The organism is Citrobacter sp. Cpo147 (assembly GCF_030332405.1).
GTDB classification, from domain to species: Bacteria; Pseudomonadota; Gammaproteobacteria; order Enterobacterales; family Enterobacteriaceae; genus Citrobacter; species Citrobacter portucalensis.
Window position 1 is genome coordinate 1 of record NZ_JAOWHX010000036.1, and the last position, 21,018, is coordinate 21,018.

The 21,018-nt window shown below is 46.1% G+C and carries 17 protein-coding genes and 1 tRNA gene; 3 read left to right on the forward strand and 15 right to left on the reverse strand.

Going from position 1 to position 21,018, the window contains the following annotated elements:
- Positions 1-29: 29 nt before the first annotated feature.
- A protein-coding gene (locus OGY06_RS17625) for an IS3-like element ISSen4 family transposase (RefSeq protein ID WP_103015411.1) occupies positions 30-1,150 on the reverse strand; the annotation gives its coding sequence in 2 pieces (ribosomal slippage) (positions 30-892 and positions 892-1,150; 1,122 coding nt in all).
- An 89-nt stretch (positions 1,151-1,239) separates the two neighbouring features.
- Between OGY06_RS17625 and OGY06_RS17630 the strand changes: the two genes are divergently transcribed.
- Together OGY06_RS17630 and OGY06_RS17635 are read left to right on the forward strand one after the other, a co-directional pair.
- Positions 1,240-2,310 carry a UvrD-helicase domain-containing protein gene (locus OGY06_RS17630; RefSeq protein WP_275147870.1) on the forward strand — a complete coding sequence of 357 codons (1,071 nt, stop codon included), beginning with the start codon at positions 1,240-1,242 and terminating at the stop codon, positions 2,308-2,310.
- A gap of 1 nt (position 2,311) precedes the next feature.
- Positions 2,312-3,229, forward strand: a complete 918-nt coding sequence (locus OGY06_RS17635; RefSeq protein WP_116360904.1) for a hypothetical protein — start codon at positions 2,312-2,314, stop codon at positions 3,227-3,229.
- A gap of 202 nt (positions 3,230-3,431) precedes the next feature.
- Here the strand turns inward: OGY06_RS17635 and OGY06_RS17640 are convergent, their stop codons facing one another.
- From OGY06_RS17640 to proB, 12 genes are all read right to left on the reverse strand, one after another.
- Positions 3,432-4,628, reverse strand: coding sequence for a tyrosine-type recombinase/integrase (locus OGY06_RS17640; RefSeq protein ID WP_116360903.1), 1,197 nt, complete (start codon positions 4,626-4,628; stop codon positions 3,432-3,434).
- Between the two features lie 163 nt (positions 4,629-4,791).
- Positions 4,792-4,867 (reverse strand) — tRNA-Thr (locus tag OGY06_RS17645).
- A 165-nt stretch (positions 4,868-5,032) separates the two neighbouring features.
- Positions 5,033-5,497, reverse strand: coding sequence for a methyltransferase family protein (locus tag OGY06_RS17650; protein ID WP_286605808.1), 465 nt, complete (start codon positions 5,495-5,497; stop codon positions 5,033-5,035).
- A 265-nt stretch (positions 5,498-5,762) separates the two neighbouring features.
- Positions 5,763-7,211 carry an EAL domain-containing protein gene (locus OGY06_RS17655; protein WP_003830840.1) on the reverse strand — a complete coding sequence of 483 codons (1,449 nt, stop codon included), beginning with the start codon at positions 7,209-7,211 and terminating at the stop codon, positions 5,763-5,765.
- 517 nt (positions 7,212-7,728) lie between these two features.
- The gene (locus OGY06_RS17660) at positions 7,729-8,424 is read right to left on the reverse strand and encodes a fimbrial biogenesis chaperone (protein ID WP_126319144.1); all 696 of its coding nucleotides are present in this window, start codon (positions 8,422-8,424) and stop codon (positions 7,729-7,731) included.
- Complete coding sequence (locus tag OGY06_RS17665) at positions 8,421-10,037, reverse strand: fimbrial adhesin EcpD family protein (RefSeq protein WP_267441256.1); 1,617 nt, start codon at positions 10,035-10,037, stop codon at positions 8,421-8,423. The genes OGY06_RS17660 and OGY06_RS17665 overlap by 4 nt, the downstream gene beginning before the upstream one ends.
- A gap of 4 nt (positions 10,038-10,041) precedes the next feature.
- Positions 10,042-12,534: a CS1-pili formation C-terminal domain-containing protein gene (locus OGY06_RS17670; RefSeq protein WP_286605811.1), complete on the reverse strand. Its 2,493-nt coding sequence runs from the start codon at positions 12,532-12,534 to the stop codon at positions 10,042-10,044.
- A 58-nt stretch (positions 12,535-12,592) separates the two neighbouring features.
- Positions 12,593-13,270: an EcpB family pilus assembly chaperone gene (locus tag OGY06_RS17675; protein ID WP_060682708.1), complete on the reverse strand. Its 678-nt coding sequence runs from the start codon at positions 13,268-13,270 to the stop codon at positions 12,593-12,595.
- Positions 13,271-13,322: 52 nt separating this feature from the next.
- Positions 13,323-13,910, reverse strand: coding sequence for a common pilus major fimbrillin subunit EcpA (gene ecpA, locus OGY06_RS17680; RefSeq protein WP_003830835.1), 588 nt, complete (start codon positions 13,908-13,910; stop codon positions 13,323-13,325).
- 598 nt (positions 13,911-14,508) lie between these two features.
- Positions 14,509-15,228 carry a Crp/Fnr family transcriptional regulator gene (locus OGY06_RS17685; protein ID WP_063941995.1) on the reverse strand — a complete coding sequence of 240 codons (720 nt, stop codon included), beginning with the start codon at positions 15,226-15,228 and terminating at the stop codon, positions 14,509-14,511.
- Between the two features lie 278 nt (positions 15,229-15,506).
- The gene (proA, locus tag OGY06_RS17690; RefSeq protein WP_126957802.1) at positions 15,507-16,757 is read right to left on the reverse strand and encodes a glutamate-5-semialdehyde dehydrogenase; all 1,251 of its coding nucleotides are present in this window, start codon (positions 16,755-16,757) and stop codon (positions 15,507-15,509) included.
- 11 nt (positions 16,758-16,768) lie between these two features.
- Positions 16,769-17,872: a glutamate 5-kinase gene (proB, locus tag OGY06_RS17695; protein ID WP_286605813.1), complete on the reverse strand. Its 1,104-nt coding sequence runs from the start codon at positions 17,870-17,872 to the stop codon at positions 16,769-16,771.
- A 289-nt stretch (positions 17,873-18,161) separates the two neighbouring features.
- Between proB and phoE the strand changes: the two genes are divergently transcribed.
- Entirely contained in the window at positions 18,162-19,217 is a 1,056-nt protein-coding gene (gene phoE, locus OGY06_RS17700) for a phosphoporin PhoE (RefSeq protein ID WP_003830831.1), read from the forward strand.
- Between the two features lie 57 nt (positions 19,218-19,274).
- Here phoE and crl read toward each other — a convergent pair whose 3' ends face one another.
- Positions 19,275-19,676, reverse strand: a complete 402-nt coding sequence (crl, locus tag OGY06_RS17705; protein ID WP_003830830.1) for a sigma factor-binding protein Crl — start codon at positions 19,674-19,676, stop codon at positions 19,275-19,277.
- Positions 19,677-19,733: 57 nt separating this feature from the next.
- Positions 19,734-20,978: an esterase FrsA gene (gene frsA / locus OGY06_RS17710; protein ID WP_003830828.1), complete on the reverse strand. Its 1,245-nt coding sequence runs from the start codon at positions 20,976-20,978 to the stop codon at positions 19,734-19,736.
- Between the last annotated feature and the right edge of the window lie 40 nt (positions 20,979-21,018).

Here is a 21,018-nt window from a genome sequence, read left to right on the forward strand (position 1 = left end):
TGACCTGCCCCCACGATTAGATACAACACTCAGTTAGTAACGTCGGAATCTTCATTCTCAGAATGACCCTTTCTCCAGCCCGCTGCAAATTCAGACGGTGTCTGATAATTCAGCGTGGAGTGCGGGCGGCATTCGTTATAATCCTGCCGCCAGTCATTAATAATTTTCCTGGCATGAACGATATCGCTGAACCAGTGCTCATTCAAACATTCATCGCGAAATCGTCCGTTAAAGCTCTCAATATATCCGTTCTGCGTTGGCTTGCCCGGCTGGATTAAGCGCAACTCAACACCATGCTCAAAGGCCCATTGATCCAGTGCACGGCAAGTGAACTCCGGCCCCTGGTCAGTTCTTATCGTCGCCGGATAGCCTCGAAACAGTGCAATGCTGTCCAGAATACGCGTGACCTGAACGCCTGAAATCCCAAAGGCAACAGTGACCGTCAGGCATTCCTTTGTGAAATCATCGACGCAGGTAAGACACTTGATCCTGCGACCGGTGGAAAGTGCGTCCATGACGAAATCCATCGACCAGGTCAGATTGGGCGCCGCCGGACGGAGCAGCGGCAGACGTTCTGTTGCCAGCCCTTTACGACGTCTTCTGCGTTTTACGCCCAGGCCACTGAGGTGATAAAGCCGGTACACGCGCTTATGATTAACATGAAGCCCTTCACGGCGCAGCAACTGCCAAATACGACGGTAGCCAAAACGCCTGCGCTCCAGTGCCAGCTCAGTGATGCGCCCTGATAAATGCGCATCAGCAGCCGGACGGTGAGCCTCATAGCGGCAGGTCGACAGGGATAAACCTGTAAGCCTGCAGGCACGACGTTGCGACAGACCGGTCGCATCACACATCAACATCACGGCTTCCCGCTTCTGGTCTGTCGTCAGTACTTTCGCCCAAGAGCCACCTGAAGCGCCTCTTTATCCAGCATGGCTTCGGCAAGCAGCTTCTTGAGTCTGGCGTTCTCTTCCTCAAGCGACTTCAGGCGCTTAACTTCAGGCACCTCCATACTGCCATACTTCTTACGCCAGGTGTAAAACGTGGCATCGGAAATGGCATGCTTGCGGCAGAGTTCACGGGCGGGTACCCCAGCTTCGGCTTCGCGGAGAATACTGATGATCTGTTCGTCGGAAAAACGCTTCTTCATGGGGATGTCCTCATGTGGCTTATGAAGACATTACTAACATCGGGGTGTACTAATCAACGGGGAGCAGGTCAATGCGATAAGGTTTATTTATGAACAATGAGTTAATCTTGGCTGTAGCAGGTTCAAGAAAAACACAAGGAATCATTGATCATTGTGCGAGAATAGATGGTCAAAAAAGAGTATTAGTTTTAACATTTACTCAATTCAACCAAAATGAAATTCGCAATCGGTTATCTCATTGTGCAGGAAACAGCTCACATATTGAAGTGCTTGGGTGGTACACCTTTTTAATCCGACATTTTGCCAAACCGTTCCTCCCCTATAAATTCCCTGGACAAAGAATTTTGGGATTTAACTTTGATGGAAGGCCATACATGATGGCAAAGGGTATCAACAGATTTTTAGATAAAAACAACCATGCTTACGCTTGTGAGCTAGCTCGACTAAGTGCAGAACTGATTAATGCAAGCCAAGGGGCATTAATTTTTAGACTTGAATCTATGTATGATGAAATACTTATTGATGAAGTTCAGGATTTGAGTGGCTACGATTTAGACATATTAGATTCTTTGTTAGCAACGGCTATCAATTTAAAAATGGTTGGAGATATGCGGCAAGCTGTTCTATCAACCAATCCAAGAGGAAGTAAGCATAAAAAATATCAAAATACTAATATGCTTTCTTGGTTTTTGGAAAGAGAAGAGAAAGGAATAATAAAGATAATTGAACGTTTTACAACCTGGAGATGCCATCATTTAATATCTGATTACGCCGATACTATTTTTTCACCTGAATGGGGTTTTCCTAAAACAAAATCTGAAAATCACACTGTTACATATCATGATGGGGTTTTTCTTGTAATGAAGGAGGATGTTGAAGATTACATCAAAGCATTTAAACCACAATGCTTGAGAAACTCAAAAAGTAGCGGTAAGGTCTATAATTTCGATTTTATTAATTTCAAAGCATCTAAAGGTTCAACTTTTGAAAGAATCCTAATAATTCCGACCTCAGGAATTGAGGCCTTTATTCAAAAAAATGAGTATCTTGAAAGTACAGCCGCCGCAACATTTTACGTTGCAGTTACAAGAGCTCAGCAAAGCGTTGCAATCGTTATAGGGAAACCAGGTCAATCAACCTTACCGATATGGAAACCATAAAATGGAAGTTTACTCATCATTTTCTAATGTTATAAACTTTAAACGTTCAAATATTTCTATCCAAGGAATATATAAGAGATATGCTATTTTATTTGATAAAATAATATTCAACAGGTACGGATGTCCAATAGGAACCCATGATTTATTTACAAGTCTACCTGAATATATTTCAACTTTTGCAAGTGATGAAGAAGATCTCAAGCAGAAACTAAATCTTTCTAAAAATAAAAAATTCCAAGATTTATTTACCGATTTATGGGATTTATCCGAAAACCCTGAAAAATTAAATGATGAAGCTAGGGACTATGTTTCAGAACATCAAAGTGAGATGATTTCTAAATTCTCATGGGGACGAGCCCTCATAGACAAAGAGATGGGGATCCATAACCATGATAGGGAGTATAAGGCAGCAAGAATAGTTTGGGGAGATATTAGCTCCGATCTGGGGTTTAATTTCCTATTAAAAAATAAATATAAAAGCCTTCATATTAACTTTGCCCCGGTAGTTGCATCAGCGGTTAACTCAGCCCAACAAACATCCAATATAGAAAATCTTTTCACAACTGATCTAATTATCCCAAACTTTGAAGAACTAACTTGGGATCAAATTCTGGAATTAAGAGAAGACAAATATATAAAGGCGTTTAGGAAAAAATATTTCTCCATTGAAATGAATGACAAAAATATCGATTTAGAACTTAATTTAGATTTAGATTCAGCCTTATGGGATTTGGCTTTGCAAATTAAACCTAACATTACAAAATCCAGCATGGAAGCAGTATTAAGCAACCTTCCACTCCCTTCCGTCGTAAATCCATTCGGAATTTATTATGGGGCAAGAGAAATAATAAGAAATTATAAAAATAAAAGAAACCACTCTTGGGTATATTTCATTCAATCGGCGAAAAACAAAACGTAATGCAGTTGAATAATTCAATTCGCTATTGCTTTATTACAGAAAAATAATAGCGAATTGTACATGCATTATAAATGTAAGCGTCCCGACAAAATACACCACTAGCTTGTAGAGATCTTACTACATACTGATTTTATGCCACATGAGGAGCTCTACTTATATTTTCACTCTATCGAACGAATAAGCAGTTAGTACGTAGGTAAATTTATAATCCTATGATTAGTTTAAATTTACTAATATTATCGATGTAATCTGCGTACCATTGCATCATATCTCTCCGTCCCTCCAGATACTGTGCATGGTTATACGTGCCACGAATCGCATTCTTATCAACGTGAGCCAGCTGGGTTTCAATCCACGCTGTATTGAACCCTTTCTCATGCAAAATCGTACTCATCGTGTGGCGAAAACCATGCCCTGTTACCTTCCCCGTATATCCAATCCGCTTGAACACCTGATTTATACTCGCTTCGCTCATCGTTTTGCGGGGATCATTCCTCCCAGGAAACACCAGAGGATATTGCCCAGACATCACTTTGAGCTGCTGTACGATTTCCAGCGCTTGGGTAGAAAGGGGGACAAGGTGAGGCCGTTTCATCTTCATACGCTCTGTAGGGATTTCCCATACCGCTTTCTCAAGATCAAATTCACTCCAGAAAGCACCTCGGAGCTCGCCAGTACGAACTCCTGTAAGGATCAGCAGACGAGCGGCAAGAACAACTAACGGGCTTCCTGTGTAGCCTGCGAGAGCTTTAAAGAATTCTGGTAACTCCTCAACAGTAAGGAAGGGATAATGCTTCGATTCATGCCCTGACATTGCACTGGTAAGATCCGCTGCAGGATTGTATTCCGCACGACCGGTAACGATGGCGTAACGAAAGACTTCACTGCAGCGCTGGCGAACCTTCTTGGCCTTCTCTGTCGCGCCACGGCTTTCCATTCGACGTAGCACATTCAGCAGAACCAAAGGCTTGATGTCATTCACCGGCAGTTGGCCAATATAAGGGAAAATATCTTTATTGAAGGCTTCGATAATGTCGGAGGCATAACCTTCTGACCACCGGCTCACCTTCGTTCCGTGCCATTCAAGTGCCACAGCCTGAAACGTATTGTTGAGCTGCACATCACGAACCAACTTTTCTTCTTTCTTGGCAAACGATGGATCGATACCTTCGGCCAGCTTTTTCTTGGCTTCATCACGTAGTGCCCTCGCTTGTGCAAGGGACACTGCCGGATAGACACCAAAAGCTATACGTTTCTCTTTTCCATTGAAGCGATATTTCATCCGCCAGTATCGAGAACCAGAAGGAACAACTTCAAGATACAAGCCTGCACCATCTGCTAGCTTGTAGGCTTTCTCTCTGGGTTTAGCAGCATCTACCTGTCGTGCATTAAGCTTCATTGGGGGCATCTCCCTGGACCGAACACAGAATGCCCCCACTTATGCCCCCAACTGCGACTTGATTTCGGTTGAGTCCAGTTGATAACAGGAGATAAGATACGGGCCAGAAACCGCAGTATACGGGCTTTTAGTTGATTTCGGTAGACTTGGGAAGAGTTTGAAATGGTGCCGATAATAGGAGTCGAACCTACGACCTTCGCATTACGAATGCGCTGCTCTACCAACTGAGCTATATCGGCCCTGATAAGGACGTGCCCATGAATGTGAACACGGGGTAGAAGGTTAAAACTAACCGGACTGTGCGTCAATGGCCTTGCGAATCAAACGCCTATTTTTGCATCATCCGCATTCAATTACGCACAAATCGTGTCGTCACAGGCTTCCTGGTACGCGGCAAGGGAATTCTATAACCAGCGGCGAACACGCTGCTCATAGCGTATCCATTCCGGCCCGAAATGTTTTCGTAGTTGTTCCTCTTCAAAATCAATATGTAATCTGGCAACCACCAGCATAAACAGCGGTGCAGCCAATATTCCAATCAAGCTACCGACGTAAAGAGCAAAAGCTAACTGAAGTCCACTCATTCCAAGATAGATTGGATTGCGGCTCCAGGCGTAACATCCGTCAGTAACAAGCGTGGTCGATTTCTCTGCATGCAGTGGGTTTAGCGTCGTACGTTTCTTCCGCATCTGCCACGCGGTATGCAGTATCATCGCCAGACTGACGCTAGCCAACAATGCACTTATCACGATAGTCACCGCGCAAAATGTGAAACGCGGTATCGCCGTCAACGCATCCGCGATGAGGAATAATAACAGGATGAGAGGTGGTGGAAGCCAGACTCTTAATTTTGTCAGGAAAGGACGCATGGCTACGGGCAAACCTCAGTACCTGTTTGATTAACGCTGATATCACTATAAATACCCCGTTTAAGATACATAAACAAACGGTGCACACCTCACTATAGGACTTTTTACTTAATCAGACAGACAGGCAGCGATGCAAAGACGCCCATACCAGAGGCGTCTGCCCCTGGTGTTCAGGAAAAAATCATGCTGCAGGCCATGTCAGCTCAGAGCACATACTCGTTTAAAGGTTTTACCCTTCATATGTAATAACCGTGTCAAAAAGGAATTACGTAGATAAAGGTGAATCCGACGCTGATTCAAACAAATCTACTGACTGCTGGTAATACCGGATAAAATCATTAAATGTCACTGGCGGTAGAAACTGATACCCCTGCAGATAGTCAACATTATTTTTTCCCAGCCATTGTTGCTGATAGTCATTTTCAACCCCCTCTGCCACCGTACGTAACCCCAGAAGTCCTGAAAGGTGAGTAATTGACTCGAGCATAGGGATATATTGATCAACCTCTTTAATTTCCTTAATGAAGCTTTTATCAATTTTGATTACATCCAGGTCTAACTCATTGAGATAGCAGAGATTAGCGTATCCAGTACCAAAATCATCCAAAGCGAACAAAACACCTTTATTTCGCAACGAGCGAATAAGTTCTTTGATTGCAGGAGTAATCGTGAACGTCTGGTTCTCTGTTATCTCTATCATCAATTTTATCGGAAGACCTTGCGTTATCTCCATAAAATTAAGGCATTCCCAATAGAATACAGGATTATTTAAACCTGACGGACTGACATTAAAAGAAACGAACAGAGTTTTATTAATACTCGCGCCTCCAGAGACCAGATTGCGCGCAACAGCGGTCATTAAATAGCTAGTTAACTCATTGATTAAACCACTTTTTTCAGCCAATGGAATAAACTCTCGCTGAGAAATAGCATAGTTATGTCCCTGTGGCCAACGAGCCAATACCTCAACTCCACAAACGTCGCCCCTGATATTCACGATGGGCTGAAAATAAGGAATGATCTCCTCATTCCTTATTGCCATACTCAGTCTACTAGTATCCGAAACATCATATGCGTCAGTGTAAACCGCATCCCCATTCACATTATTATTGATTATAGAACCTTCATTTAATAAATTATTTCGGGTTAAAAAGATAACAGTTTCATTAAAATTGGAAAAGCCGAGGCGAGCAGTAATTTTATCCCGATATCGATACACTGACTTAATTGTTAGCGAATTAGCAATACAGAAATCATGCAGTTTTTCTTTTGTGAATGATGAATACAGCATTTCTTCTTCAAATTCAGTCAAGTTAAAAGTAAATATCGGTGAATCTTTATTGACTTCCACAACTTTGTTAGGTGCCAATAAACTCTCTTTTAATTGAGCGATCAACTGCTCCGACAATTCCCCCCCATTGATAAAGGAATATTCTTCATATCCCCGATTAACTGGCAGGGTTTCGCACATCCGCAGAACAATACAGTGTATGTTGATGAACTGTGTACTGTTTCTCTGAAGCCATTTTTTGACCAATAATAATGGCAACCGGTTATCGATCACCAGCAAGCAGGACGGATATTGTGACATAACTGACTGCGTGCCAGAAATAAATGTCCGTGCATCGATCAATACCAGATTTGGTAACCATGCTTTTATTCCTGAAAAAAGGAAAGTATCATAACTGAGCAGAAAAATTTTTTTCGTATTCATAGTTATCACCAACTTGAATTTATGGCATAGCAGGTCCCTCGCTCTATTCACGAGAGAATATACAACACCTTCGACCTCCAATAATCATAAGGCGATTCGTGATAAAACTTTATCCATAAGCCATATCACGTAAATTCAGAATTTATAATCACAGTTATCCATATGAGTATTCTCATCACACCGTAAGTTCCATTTAAAAATTGAAAAAGAAAAAACTCCATTTCTTAATCAGTACAAATCCCTTTACTCACTTTCACTTCATTACAAAACAAAAAGCTATAAATACAAAACTTACAAAACATATAACTACAGTGACCAGCAGAATAACATATTACCGTAGTTTATGCTGACCGACAAACTAAGAGAGGATGTCGTAGATCTTGTATTCATAAACATTTCCGGCAATATGCACGACATATTGTTTCATCGACTCTAAACTTAATGCTACGTTTTATAAAGCTAGTGACAGTATAGGTCCAATATATAATCTGGGCATATTGGCTCAGACCCAACACCTCTAATGATTAATTTTTGAGCAACCCTGACCCACGGGTAAATATTTCTGTAACGCTACGATAAATTTCCGGTTTTTTGTTTTCAACTCACTACTATGCCAGGTTTCCCCCGGTAACACATAACGCATGGTGGCTTCATCATCAGTTGAGTGACACCCCTGGTGTACGATAATTTTGAAAAAAGTATTCCCTGTGTTTTTCAACGTCCCGTTTATCTCATCAATGGTGTAGGCTAGGTTCATTTTCCTCGGACGAACGACCAATATGGTATCCATAGCGATCACCGGGAGAGCCTGTCCGCCTTTCCCTAGATTACGTTCGGTAAACAGCGTTATCGGCATTTCACGAAACAGTATTCGGTAATAGCGTTCTTTATCATCCTGCGGGCCACGATAGAAAATCTTAAAAAACTCACTTGCCTGCGGTGCCAGTGAAAAACTGAGCGGAGTAAACAAAAGTTCGCCTTCGGCAATAGCACTTCTGTTTTCACCTCCCGGTCCCGGTTTATCTATTTTAACTGCGCTAATACTGTACACGTTCTGTTTCTGGCTATCGTTATAGATTCGTTTACTGATAAATGATTTATCCGATGGCATCTCATAAATAGTCGACTCCAGGTAGACGGCCTGAGCGGAGAATACCGTTAGCCCGGAAAGCAAGACCAATATCCATCTTAGCGCCAAACGACAGTGGCTCATGGCGTCACGCCCACCCAATTCGCCGTCACTTTTATCTCTCCGCTGGCACTGACAACACCTTCCCAATCCGCACCGGAAACGGTCAACATCGAACGCGAATCATTCATTGGGAAAAGCAATTTTAAATCAGTCGCAAAGTAGCTTCCATCATCTGTATTATTTGCGTCCCAGGGCGTCTGTTGCCATTGCGCATCTCTCATGCTGATCGCCGCTTCACTACAGCTATTTCGTTTCTGTACCACGCCACCCGACTGACTGTTGTACTGAAGAAAGGCGGGAATTGGGACAGCTAACCCACCTTGCGTAGAGGTGAACAGGCAATAAGGCACATTGTTTATCGTCGTACTTTCCCCAATAACTTGTGCGGTAATGCTATCAGCCTGACGAGGCCCCGAAACCGTCACGGTGTAATCCATCTCAATCGGAGCAGTCTCGCCAATTGTGCCGCTGCCGCTTGCCGAGGTGCTGTTATCCGATGAGATAATACTGATCCCATATTCCTTTGGCACAATATTGAGCTGTAGCGAAGGGGTAAACTGGTAGTGTCCTGACTCTGGTGTTAAGCCATTATAAAAACCGAAGGTAAACGGCTGACTGTTGGTAATGCTGATCCCTGAATCAACAAGCTTCTTCAAAAATGCTTTTGACAGAAAAATATAAATGTATTCTCCAGATGTCGTAAAAACGTTGTAATAAGCAGTTGAAGTACCATAGTTATACCAGTTTGCACCATTCCCGGAGTATTTCACGGTGGCCGCTCCGGGCGTAAAACCAAGCATCGCCGTGTCGACAAAAGCGCGAAACGTCAAGGAGGCGGTCAGATTGGCCGTTTGTTGCAAGTTATAGCTCACCATTTTGCAAATCACACCGTCAGTACCGCCCACCACGCCAAGTTCACAATAACCAGAGTCTTTGGTGATGCTCGGCGTACCATCGCTGGCAACCCAAAGCTCCTGAAATGCGTTAGTCGAGACAAGTGACAGATGACCGCGTTTAGTTAACGTGTAATTGACGTAATTCCATGATCCTGTCGATTGGTCTTTGCACCGTTGCCCGGAAGAATAATCATAATTTACAGAAGTATAACAGCGGTTGAACACATAGGTTTCGCTGCTACCGGTTGGCACATTGCGGAAGTACTCATAAGCAGTATCGGTCAGGGAAGCGAATCCGTAGGCGCCACCAATAACGCCTGCGACAGAGCCGACCTGCGCATGATAAAAACCGTTTTTGTCAGCGCCCAATCCGGCAATAAACCCGGTTGATGGGCATTGATTGCCACTATAACAACGGATTCCCCGGAAAGGCCCGTTAATCGGGGAGTTATCAATCCACATGTCCTGATAATAATATCCAGGCGCAGTCCAGCCGACAAAACCTAAATACCCGAGACTGACCTGAGAGGTACCGTATTTTATCCACGTATTTGACCCGCTGAAACGCGGATCAAGTGCCGATGGGGTAATAAAGTATTCACTATCAATGGCATTTTCGATAAACAAATAGTTATTACTGACTGATCCCGAAGAGATTGCATTCAACGCCAACGCAGGCACAGGTGAAAAACTCCCTACGGCACAGATTACAGTAGCTAATTTAATCAATACTTTCATTTTATTACCTCTGTGCCATCGTGGTTTGCGTTGCACATTTCACATCACCAACCCACGCTGCACCGCGTGCTTTTTCCAGATCCAGATCGGCTTCACATACCCTGCCGTTGGCAGAAATTAACGTAATAACCGGATACTTTTTATCGATATCGATAGCAAACTCACCCTTTTCATCCGTACGCGTTTTACCGATGTGGTTATGGATATCGGTATTTGCAGCCAATTGTCCATCGGGATAACGAATGCGACCGAATACGGTGACCATGCTTTTCACTTCAGGGTTGATAACACCCACGTTACCCGGATATAGCGTCAACTCCTGTTTGCGTCCTGAAACAATATCGAAGCTGTCCTCAGAATTTTTATCATTGAGGATTTCCAGCTTGTACTGAGCATAGGGCGGCAGTGCAATGAAATTTGATTTACCGCTGAGAAGATAATTGCGGTTATTAATCTTCGCAGCCAGTTTCCCCTCGCCGGTCAAATCTGTTTTTACGATAACGCCAGAACGCTGCCTCTCTTTACTCAGACCGAAGTCTTTACCAGCCCACGCCAGAGAACCTTGGGAAGAGAAGTTCATATTGGTGGAGTTGTCAGCAGAACGCGTTACCGATACGGTGCCGGCGTTATATTTCGTGTCATAACTCAAATTGCCGTTTACCGAATAATTATTGTCATAATACTGTTCGCCGCTCAGACGCGTTGATGCCGATAATCCGACCGATTTAATCGGCCCTTCAGCATACTGTTTTCGTGCACTGATATTACCCTGGGTACTACCATAGCGATCTCGGGAGACGCCCATGCTCAACCAGGTCGCCAACGGCAACGATAAGTCCAGGCTGACATAACGTTCCTGTCGCCCATCGTCATTTCGGTTGTTGTAGTAATAACGCTGAATACCTGCACGCAACCCAACCGTGGCATACCTGCCTGAATAAAGGGTCGTGTTGTAATCCAGATTACGGTATTTATTGCCTGAGTAACGATTCTCCGTCTGGCTCACGGTGAGCGAGCCGCCATGAGGAATAAACTTTCCAAGGTTAAGAGTTCCGCCAATGGAATAGTTATCACGTTCCTGCATGGGCAAGCGATCGCCAATTTTACTGTCTTCACGAGATGCCCAAAGGGAACCATATCCTTCAGGGACATTGAGATTGATGTTACTGATGTTTCGCCATGATGAATCGTTCGCTACCAACATCTGATTGCCAATACTGACGTATTCATTCACATTCAGCGTGACATCCGTTTCATTAACCGCATTGTTGTCAAAACCGTAGATCGTTGATTTCAGGCCCAGCCCCGACAATATCGCCAGCGTCACCGATGCGGCCCCCCCAGCAATCCAGGTCTGCTCATTACCCAAATCCTGATAGTGGTTACGCTTATAGCTCACCCGATCATAATCCAGCGAACCACCAAAAAACTGCCATGAGAGCTGATCAACTCCAGCAGCTTGTTGGCGAGCAAAGATCTTATTAACCCGGCTGACACGACTATTAATTGTCCGCCCATTGACCACGATATCTACCGTGACGTCGTAAACACCATACGGAAAGCGACTGGTATCAATTTCATAGCTGCCCATATTAAAGTTCTGCACGCTGAGTAAACGTCCATCGCGGAAGACATGAACCTCACCAGCGGCTGGCAAAAATACGGTAATCGGCGTGAGTGAAAGCGCGGTATTCTCAACAACCGTACTTCCTTTGTTCCCGTAGCTCACACCGTAAATTTTCCCACCATTCAGCGCATTCAGGCTGGCAATAGACTGGACATTCCATGTATCAAGCATCCCCAGCGCCAGTCGATACCCTTCATAATCGCGCTCATACATCGCACGATAAAGTTTACTGGTACCATTACTGTCACCGATGCCGTAAAACGAACCGTTAACATTAATGTGGTGCTCCCGCAGCGATATTGTATTGTCCATCGTCAGATAGCTGCGGGTACTGCTGCCATTTCGGTAATCGTTGTAGTAGGTACCAAAGTTGTAGTTCAGGACGTTAGACAGAGTTTCAACGCTGGAAGGTCCAAGCAAGCTACTGCGCGCGACAATCGCTTCAGTTAACGCATCTTTGCTGACAATCATCTCCAGGTGAAATGATGAGACATTAAGTTGCAGTCGAGCATCATCTGACAGTTCAATATTCGTATTATCGTGAAACTTTACATCACGGATTTTTTCCACTAACGCACGGGTTTTCTCGGATAACACAGCATTATTGGGCAATTCAGCAAGAGTCAGTGCTTTAACTGTAATATTGCCATCAACAAGCGAAATCACCGCATCGGCAATTTTTTGCTGACTTTTCTCATCAGTCTCGTTGTAACGTATATATACCGGCACCGTCATTCCCTGCTCCAGTGAACGGGCGAAAGCACTGGGAATAACGTAATTACCCACTTTTACTGGGGCTGCATGTGAAGTTCCTGGTGTCAGCGCAAGAAAAAGACAAATGCTACCGCCAACAATATATGTTGTTGTCATATGCATCCTTACAATCCGGTATTTTTATTTATCCCGTACAGATGGCTGCTATTGACCATCACTTCACTGTAATAAACTGCTTACCGTGCCAGATACCGATGCGTGAGCGGCTATTACTAATGTCGGTGAACTGCAGTTTTATTTTTGTACCTGGCATAATGTAATAACGTTCACGACAGCCCCGTCCCTGATCGCGAGCATTATCTTTGCAAGCTCCATAGGCGATTACTCGAAATGAAACATTGCCAGTATTGCTAATAACATCACCATTACGGTTATATTCAAAACGCTCTTTTCGCGGCGCAACGACCAAAATCGTGCCAATTTCTGCTGACGCTGTCGCAACAGCCAATTTATTGGCCCGGGTTTCCGCGCTCTCGGTGACCGGCTCATCTATCCATTGCAGACGATAATAACGCTCGACATCATCAACTGGCCCTTTATAAAAGAAGCGAAAAACATCCTTTGCCTGACCAGGCAGAATTAGATTGGCAGGCGTAGAGAGTAATTCCCCGGAATTAACGGGTTTTATTTCGACTCCGCCCGCTAAAGGTGATGACAGTTGTTTTACCGATACGCTGACATAACGAGCCGAATCTGTCGTATTAGTGATTTCTTTCGATAATGAACTCTCAGTAGAAGTCATTATCGACGTGATATCACCGACGTTAATTGCCCAGCTGGAAAAAGAGATTACCAACCCTACCAACATTGCTGCCGGTAAATATTTATTCATGACACCATTCCTGATAAATTCGGGAGAATTTCTCCTCCCGAACCTTTATTTATTAGGCGGACGGAGTCGTCCAGGTTGCATTGAACTGTACTTTTACATCACCAGTCCAATAGCCGTCTGGCAGTGCAGAGTAATCCGTTACCGGCGTGCTACCATCAGAAGTCGCAGACGCAATGGTGAATTTGAAGTTAGATTGATCGCTGACGCGATCAGCACCGTTGTAAGCGCCATCAGCCATCAGGCTTTCAAGACCAGAAGTCGAGCTGGAATTTACCAGGACAGTATCTGATGAATTAGTCAACGCGGTGCCATTCCATGCCACCCCTACGTTCAGGGTAGACGCATCGCCACTGGCGTTGGTCAGAGTATTGCTAATAATCTGAGCGGTCAGTTCAAAATCAGTTGCCGTTTCCTGGCCCTGAATAGTCACATCAAACGCGCCATCCTGGGAGTTGAAGCCATTAAGACCTTCCGCATACTGGAAAGTCAAAGAGTTCAACGGAGTGACGACCAACATGCTGGTGGTATCTTTTGTTGCCGTCGCGTCCCACGAGGCCGTTGCAGAAGCAGTGACATCTGCCATTGCATTTGCCGCAACAAATACAGACGCCAGAGAGGTCACTAATAATAATTTTTTCATTTTTGTCTTCTCCTAAGAACATACTCACCACCGAGTCTTATTATTAAGTCACTCCAGCGGTTCCATTAATTGCGAGCCAGAATTGCCGCGCCCAAAAATTATCATTTGAATTAAGTAACATCTCAACAAACCCTGAAACGCAAAAATTACAAAAAGACTAAGAATTTTCCCACTAAAACGATAATCTAAGAAGTTTCCTAAGTTTAATTTACTTAAATAACACCGTGAATCAGAACTATCACCCAAATAAATAAGGCAAATCAAACAATTCATCTTTTTTATGTTTTTGATAAATATCAAAAAGATCATACAAATATCACGAGAGCAAAACCCTTACAAAACATAAAGATAATTAACACCTCCATAGTTTCTCTATAATGCTTATTATTTGTTGCAATTATGCTAAATTTTTAACGCCGCAAGAAAATTCTCATGATATATCCATTTCCGCGGGAATATTCTTATAAAAAAATCATTCACCTACAGAAACTACATTCTAATTGATAATTATTTGACAAAATTAAAACCAGGAATTTTCCATATAAAATGAATATTCCTGGCTTATCAGGAGAGATAATGATTATCGTTAAATAGAAAATTAGATAAAACGTTTTAAACCAAGATAACTATTAATTGTTACGGTACGTACCCTATGTAAGGTAATCAGATTCTGCTGTTCAAGTGATTTTAATGAGCGGCTAACGGTTTCAATTTTAAGATCGAGATAACTGGCAATTTCGTCCCGAGAAAATGGCAAGCGAAGCGTCGTTTCTGGCCTGCCGATGCGCAAATGCATCTCGTAAAATTCCACCAGGAAAGCCGCGATCCTAGCCTCAGCATGTTTATTCGCATAGCGCCGCAGTTTTTCAACAATGAATCCATTGTCCCTGCAGAGAAACTTGATGACTGCGGCAGCAACCGAAGGCTCCTTATCTGCTACCTTGAACAACCGCGCAATATCAATGTGGCAAACCTCCGCAGCCGTTGCCGCCTTAATCGTTGTCAGGTACTTCCCCCCTTCGACAGCATCCAGCGCCATGATATCTCCCGGAACATAAAAGCGGCTGATAAAAACGTTATCGCCACATTCCACGCTGGACTTGCAGTACCCCTCATGGATAACAAAAAGCATATCCGCGGTTTCATCCTGTCGGGCGAGTATCTCCCCAGCTTTAAACCGCCTTCTTTTGTCTATTAATTTGTATTGATTATTACGATCAATCGCCGCTCCCTTTGGGCACAGCGAACAATGACGGGGAGGAAACGGGTTGCCAAGCGGCACAACAGGAATGCTAAGTTTGTGAATATCCGATTTCACGCAACAACTCCTCATAAAAATGAGATTGATTCTAATAGATCGGGCCATAGGAACAATACGTGAAACGAAGACCAGGAAAATTCATGCAGGCAGGGAAAATTCTGTGATACGCCGCCTTTCTGGCGCCAGAGAATGCATAGGTCAGAACCAGACTGGTGCGGATGATGTTAAAAACACAGGATAAAAAATACGGCAGCGGGATGAAGGTTAGAATTAACTGGGTGATGCCTTAATAGCCTTTTAAATCAGATGGCTATTATTGCATCACCCAGTTTCAATTATGCACGAACCGTGTCGTCACCGAAGCCAATCCACTTATATGTGGTCAGTGCTTCCAGTCCCATTGGGCCACGTGCGTGCAGTTTTTGCGTGCTCACCGCCACTTCCGCACCCAGTCCGAACTGGCCGCCATCGGTAAAACGAGTAGAGGCGTTTACATACACGGCAGAAGAGTCCACTTCATTCACGAAACGGTTGGCGTTGCTGAGCGTGCGCGTCAGTATGGCGTCCGAGTGCTGGGTGCCGTGTTCGCGAATATGGGCGATAGCGCCATCCATATTTTCGACCACCACAACATTCAGATCCAGAGACAGAAACTCGTTATCCAGCTCTTCCGGTTTCAGTGACACCAGTTTGGCAGGGCCATGCAGTACCTGCATCACGATTTCATCACCGTGCAGCGTAACACCGCTATCCGCCATCTTTTGGCTTAACGCAGGCAGAAAATGCTCAGCAATATCCTGATGCACCAGCAGAGTTTCTACGGTGTTACAGGTGCTTGGACGCTGGGTTTTGGCGTTAACGATAATCTTCAGGGCCGGGTCGATCTCCGCGGTATCATCAACATAAATATGGCATACGCCAATGCCACCGGTGATGACCGGGATAGTCGACTGCTCACGGCACAGCTTATGCAGACCCGCGCCACCGCGAGGGATCAGCATATCGATGTACTTATCCATTCGCAGCATTTCAGCGACCAACGCGCGGTCCGGGTTATCAATTGACTGTACGGCAGCCGCGGGTAAACCGCAGGCTTCCAGCGCCTTTTGGATAACAGCCACGGTCGCGGCGTTGGTCCGGTAGGTCTCTTTCCCACCGCGCAGAATCACCGCATTGCCGGTTTTCAGGCACAGGGAGGCAACGTCAACGGTGACGTTTGGACGCGCTTCATAAATCACGCCAATCACGCCCAGCGGGACGCGACGACGCTCCAGACGCAGACCGCTATCCAGCAGGCCGCCGTCAATCACCTGCCCTACCGGGTCGGCAAGATTACAGACCTGGCGCACATCGTCAGCAATCGCTTTCAGACGTGCCGGCGTCAGCGCCAGGCGGTCGAGCATCGCTTCGCTCAGGCCGTTGGCTCGCGCCTGCTCAACATCTTGTATGTTCGCGCTGAGGATGCTTTCCGTTTGCGCTTCCAGCTCATCAGCAATGGTTTCCAGTACGCGATTTTTTTCGCGACTGGAGAGCAGCGCCAGCTTGTATGACGCGGCTTTGGCAGCAATGCCCATTTGTTCCAGCATATGCCTGTTCCTTAACGGGTGATCATGTCATCGCGATGGACAGCAACCGGACCGTATTCGTAGCCCAGGATGGTGTCGATCTGTTGTGAGTGATGTCCGGCAATACGGCGCAGCGCATCGCTGTTATAGCGGGTGACGCCGTGGGCAATATCGCGCCCTTCGAGATTGCAGATGCGGATCACTTCACCACGAGAAAAGTTACCTGTCACGCTTTTAATGCCTTTTGGCAGTAATGAGCTGCCGCGTTCCAGAATTGCTGCGGTCGCGCCCTCATCGACGGTAATCTCCCCGGCAGGCGGCGCGCCAAAGATCCAGCGTTTACGGTTCTCCAGCGGAGAGGCCTGAGCATGAAAACGCGTCCCAACGGAAACGCCTTCCATCACGTCGCCAATCACGCCCGGCTTGCTGCCTGCGGCAATAATGGTGTCAATCCCGGCGCGGCACGCGACATCGGCGGCCTGCAGTTTTGTGCCCATGCCGCCGGTTCCCAGACCTGAGACGCTATCCCCGGCAATGGCGCGCAACGCATCATCAATGCCGTGTACGTCTTTAATCAGCTCAGCCTGTGGGTTGGTGCGTGGATCGGCGGTGAACAGCCCCTGCTGATCGGTCAACAGCAGCAGCTTATCGGCTCCAGCCAGAATTGCCGCCAGCGCGGAGAGGTTGTCGTTATCGCCGACTTTAATCTCAGCGGTCGCTACGGCGTCATTCTCATTAATGACAGGAACAATGTTGTTATCCAGCAGCGCGCGGAGCGTATCGCGGGCATTGAGGAAGCGCTCTCTGTCTTCCATATCTGCACGCGTCAGCAGCATCTGCCCGATATGAATACCGTAGATCGAGAACAGCTGTTCCCACAGTTGAATCAGTCGGCTCTGCCCGACCGCCGCCAACAGCTGTTTCGAAGCTATCGTTGCCGGGAGCTCCGGGTAACCAAGATGCTCACGTCCGGCGGCAATCGCACCAGAGGTAACGATAACAATACGATGCCCTGCGGCATGGAGCTGCGCGCACTGGCGAACCAGTTCTACGATGTGGGCGCGGTTCAGGCGGCGGGATCCGCCCGTTAACACACTGGTGCCAAATTTTACCACCAGCGTCTGGCTGTCACTCATGATTCTCTGCCATTCAAAATTGGGGAAAATGATATCAAACGAACGTTTTAGCAGGACTGGCCCCGGTTGCCAACAACCAGCGCACAAAGCATGAAATTTTATTGCGCAGGATCAGCAAGCGTAGCGGCAGATTTTGACGCATTTATTACAGAAACATAAAAACATCCTTTTTTAAAAATATTCTTACTTTGTCATAAAACGTTCATTGCCAGACGTTAAAAACCCTCCTGTCTTTTAACGGGGATCACACCCAGTGAATATTAGCGCGTACTTTTAATCAGGAATGAAAATGAAAAAGAGCACTCTGGCATTAGTGGTGATGGGAATTGTTGCGTCGGCATCCGTACAGGCGGCGGAAGTGTATAACAAGAATGGTAATAAGCTAGACTTGTACGGCAAAGTAAAAGCCATGCATTACATGACGGATTATGACAGCAAAGATGGTGACCAAAGCTATATCCGTTTAGGTTTTAAAGGCGAAACGCAAATTAACGATCAACTAACCGGTTATGGTCGTTGGGAAGCAGAGTTTGCCGGCAATAAAGCTGAAAGCGACTCTAACCAACAAAAAACACGTCTGGCCTTCGCCGGTGTGAAATTAAAAGATTTTGGCTCGTTTGATTATGGTCGTAACCTGGGCGCGCTGTATGACGTGGAAGCCTGGACTGATATGTTCCCGGAATTCGGTGGTGACTCCTCCGCACAGACCGATAACTTTATGACCAAACGCGCCAGCGGTCTGGCAACTTACCGTAACACCGACTTTTTCGGCGTCGTGGATGGCCTGGATCTGACCCTGCAATACCAGGGTAAAAACCAGGATCGTGATGTGAAAAAACAGAACGGCGACGGTTTTGGTACTTCCGTTACCTATGACTTTGGTGGCAGCGATTTCGCGGTGAGCGGCGCTTATACCAACTCCGATCGTACCAACCAGCAGAATCTGCAAACTCGTGGTACGGGTGATAAAGCTGAAGCCTGGGCGACCGGCTTAAAATATGATGCTAACGATATTTATATTGCGACGTTCTATTCTGAAACACGCAATATGACGCCAATTTCCGGCGGCTTCGCCAATAAAACACAGAACTTCGAAGCGGTTGTTCAGTACCAGTTTGACTTTGGTCTGCGTCCGTCACTGGGTTATGTACTTTCTAAAGGGAAAGATATTGAAGGTGTCGGCAATGAAGACCTGGTGAATTATATCGACGTGGGCGCAACATATTATTTCAACAAAAATATGTCCGCGTTTGTTGACTATAAAATCAACCAGCTGGATAGCGATAATAAACTGGGCATCAACGATGATGACATCGTTGCTGTCGGTATGGTCTACCAGTTTTGATATAGCATAAAAAAATGCCGGATTGGGTTGCGCCGCCATCCGGCATTTCACTGTTCATTATGCCGTTAACTTAACCGGTTCATCCTTAAAGCCGTCAGCAGGTTCCAGCGCCAGATTCAGCGTCGTTAACAAGCCACGTAATTTTTCATGGAATTCACGTAAGGTGTATTCCAGTCGCTCTACCACTTCAGTCTCTTTCACCGGCACCGCCGTCCAGTTACCGTCTTTATCAAACAAACCAAACTGATAGCTGTACGTGAAGCGTTTTTCCTGCGCCTCCAGTTCCATCCACCAGCCCCAGAACTCGCGTTTCTCAGGGGCGGGTTTCACGTTGACGCAAACAGCCAGACAATCGAAAAAAAATCGATTATCTTCGCACTGCCCTTCCCGGATATACGGGCCAAGCGCGGTGAATTTCTTGATCAATCTACTTTTCGGATGCCCACTCGGTAACGTCATTACGATCTCCTTAGGTGAAGCACCTGTTTTACCAAATCGATAAAATTTAGCAAACTTTTAACACAATCTCTGATTGATCCAACCGGTTATTTCCTGCAGCCCTTTGTCAAAATTGCGATACACCGGGTTGAAGGGGATCTCCAGTAGCTTACCGTCTGAAGATGAAGATGTGATTAAACGCGACTCCTCTTCCGGGCTAAACGGATCGTTCTTCCAGAAGCCCGAAAGCATTGGCGTCGGGCAGCGTCGCCCCAGCAGGCCCTGCACTTTTAATGAATAGCGATTTAGCTCAACGCGCAGCGCTTCATCGGAGGCGTCATGCATCCCCAGGCGGCTAGCCAGTACATCAAGGTACATTTCCGGGACGCTCGCCTGACGCTGCGGGTCGCTAAGCAGCGCATGAACCACTGGCCCCAGACAGGCCACCGCCTTCAGACGCGATGATTCCAGATACGCCAGACGTACCGCTACGTTAGCGCCAAAGCGGAAACCGAAGGCCGCCACGCGGGTGTGATCCACCCAGGGAACATTAGGCAGCGCTTTTAATACATGCTGATGCAGCAGGCTGGAATCCTGAGTCAGTTTCCATTTTGACGAGAACCCGACCGACGGCATATCCAGCGTCAGCATGGCAATACCGCGCGGGGCAAAGTAGCGCTCATACAGACTGTAATAATCCGTTTGCATGGAATCGAGGCCACCGCACATCAGCACCGTCGGGAACGGACCGTCGCCTTTTGGCATATGTAAGAAACCGGTGATCGGCGCACCGCCGGTAACAGCAAACTCCATCTCACGCAGCGTGCCCGGCAATCGCTGTGCGGCCTCTTCATAGGCGCGATTGGCTAAAGCCTGTGCCTGCTCTGCCAGCTCATCGCCTTTCAGGTGTGGGTAAGCGGCAATGTTGTACAACGTAGACGCATGCAGCCAGTGACGTCCGCTCACTTGCGGATCCTCTTCCATAGACGCTTTCTGTTGCCAGTCCATCGCCTGCTTCGCCCACTCATAGATCCAGTTCCCACCGCGATAGCCGATAACCGTATCGTAGAGTTCTTTATCTGTACGCTCGGCTTCGCTCATCACGATACGTGCCTGCACCTCAAGGATTTCACGCGGGTCGACGCCGCGCCAGATCCACATCAGGCGATTCACCATGCGATACCAGTGCGGAATGGTTTTGCCATCCAGGGCAGATTGTACGGACGGCTGCGCGCCGTGATTAAAACGACGAACCAGTGTTGACGTTTCAGGGTGTTTGAAGCGGGGTTTAAACAGGACTTCGCTGAGGTTAGCCTGTGACATGATTGCAGCCTCCATGAGTACTCACTAAGGCATAGTGTAA

Coding starts and splice junctions, on each gene's coding strand:
- crl (WP_003830830.1), bottom strand. CDS start 19,676: ATGACGTTACCGAGTGGGCATCCGAAAAGTAGATTGATCAAGAAATTC.
- OGY06_RS17660 (WP_126319144.1), bottom strand. CDS start 8,424: ATGAGCCACTGTCGTTTGGCGCTAAGATGGATATTGGTCTTGCTTTCC.
- frsA (WP_003830828.1), bottom strand. CDS start 20,978: ATGTCACAGGCTAACCTCAGCGAAGTCCTGTTTAAACCCCGCTTCAAA.
- OGY06_RS17670 (WP_286605811.1), bottom strand. CDS start 12,534: ATGACAACAACATATATTGTTGGCGGTAGCATTTGTCTTTTTCTTGCG.
- OGY06_RS17665 (WP_267441256.1), bottom strand. CDS start 10,037: ATGAAAGTATTGATTAAATTAGCTACTGTAATCTGTGCCGTAGGGAGT.
- OGY06_RS17630 (WP_275147870.1), top strand. CDS start 1,240: ATGAACAATGAGTTAATCTTGGCTGTAGCAGGTTCAAGAAAAACACAA.
- OGY06_RS17635 (WP_116360904.1), top strand. CDS start 2,312: ATGGAAGTTTACTCATCATTTTCTAATGTTATAAACTTTAAACGTTCA.
- OGY06_RS17640 (WP_116360903.1), bottom strand. CDS start 4,628: ATGAAGCTTAATGCACGACAGGTAGATGCTGCTAAACCCAGAGAGAAA.
- phoE (WP_003830831.1), top strand. CDS start 18,162: ATGAAAAAGAGCACTCTGGCATTAGTGGTGATGGGAATTGTTGCGTCG.
- OGY06_RS17675 (WP_060682708.1), bottom strand. CDS start 13,270: ATGAATAAATATTTACCGGCAGCAATGTTGGTAGGGTTGGTAATCTCT.
- proB (WP_286605813.1), bottom strand. CDS start 17,872: ATGAGTGACAGCCAGACGCTGGTGGTAAAATTTGGCACCAGTGTGTTA.
- ecpA (WP_003830835.1), bottom strand. CDS start 13,910: ATGAAAAAATTATTATTAGTGACCTCTCTGGCGTCTGTATTTGTTGCG.
- OGY06_RS17655 (WP_003830840.1), bottom strand. CDS start 7,211: ATGAATACGAAAAAAATTTTTCTGCTCAGTTATGATACTTTCCTTTTT.
- proA (WP_126957802.1), bottom strand. CDS start 16,757: ATGCTGGAACAAATGGGCATTGCTGCCAAAGCCGCGTCATACAAGCTG.
- OGY06_RS17650 (WP_286605808.1), bottom strand. CDS start 5,497: ATGCGTCCTTTCCTGACAAAATTAAGAGTCTGGCTTCCACCACCTCTC.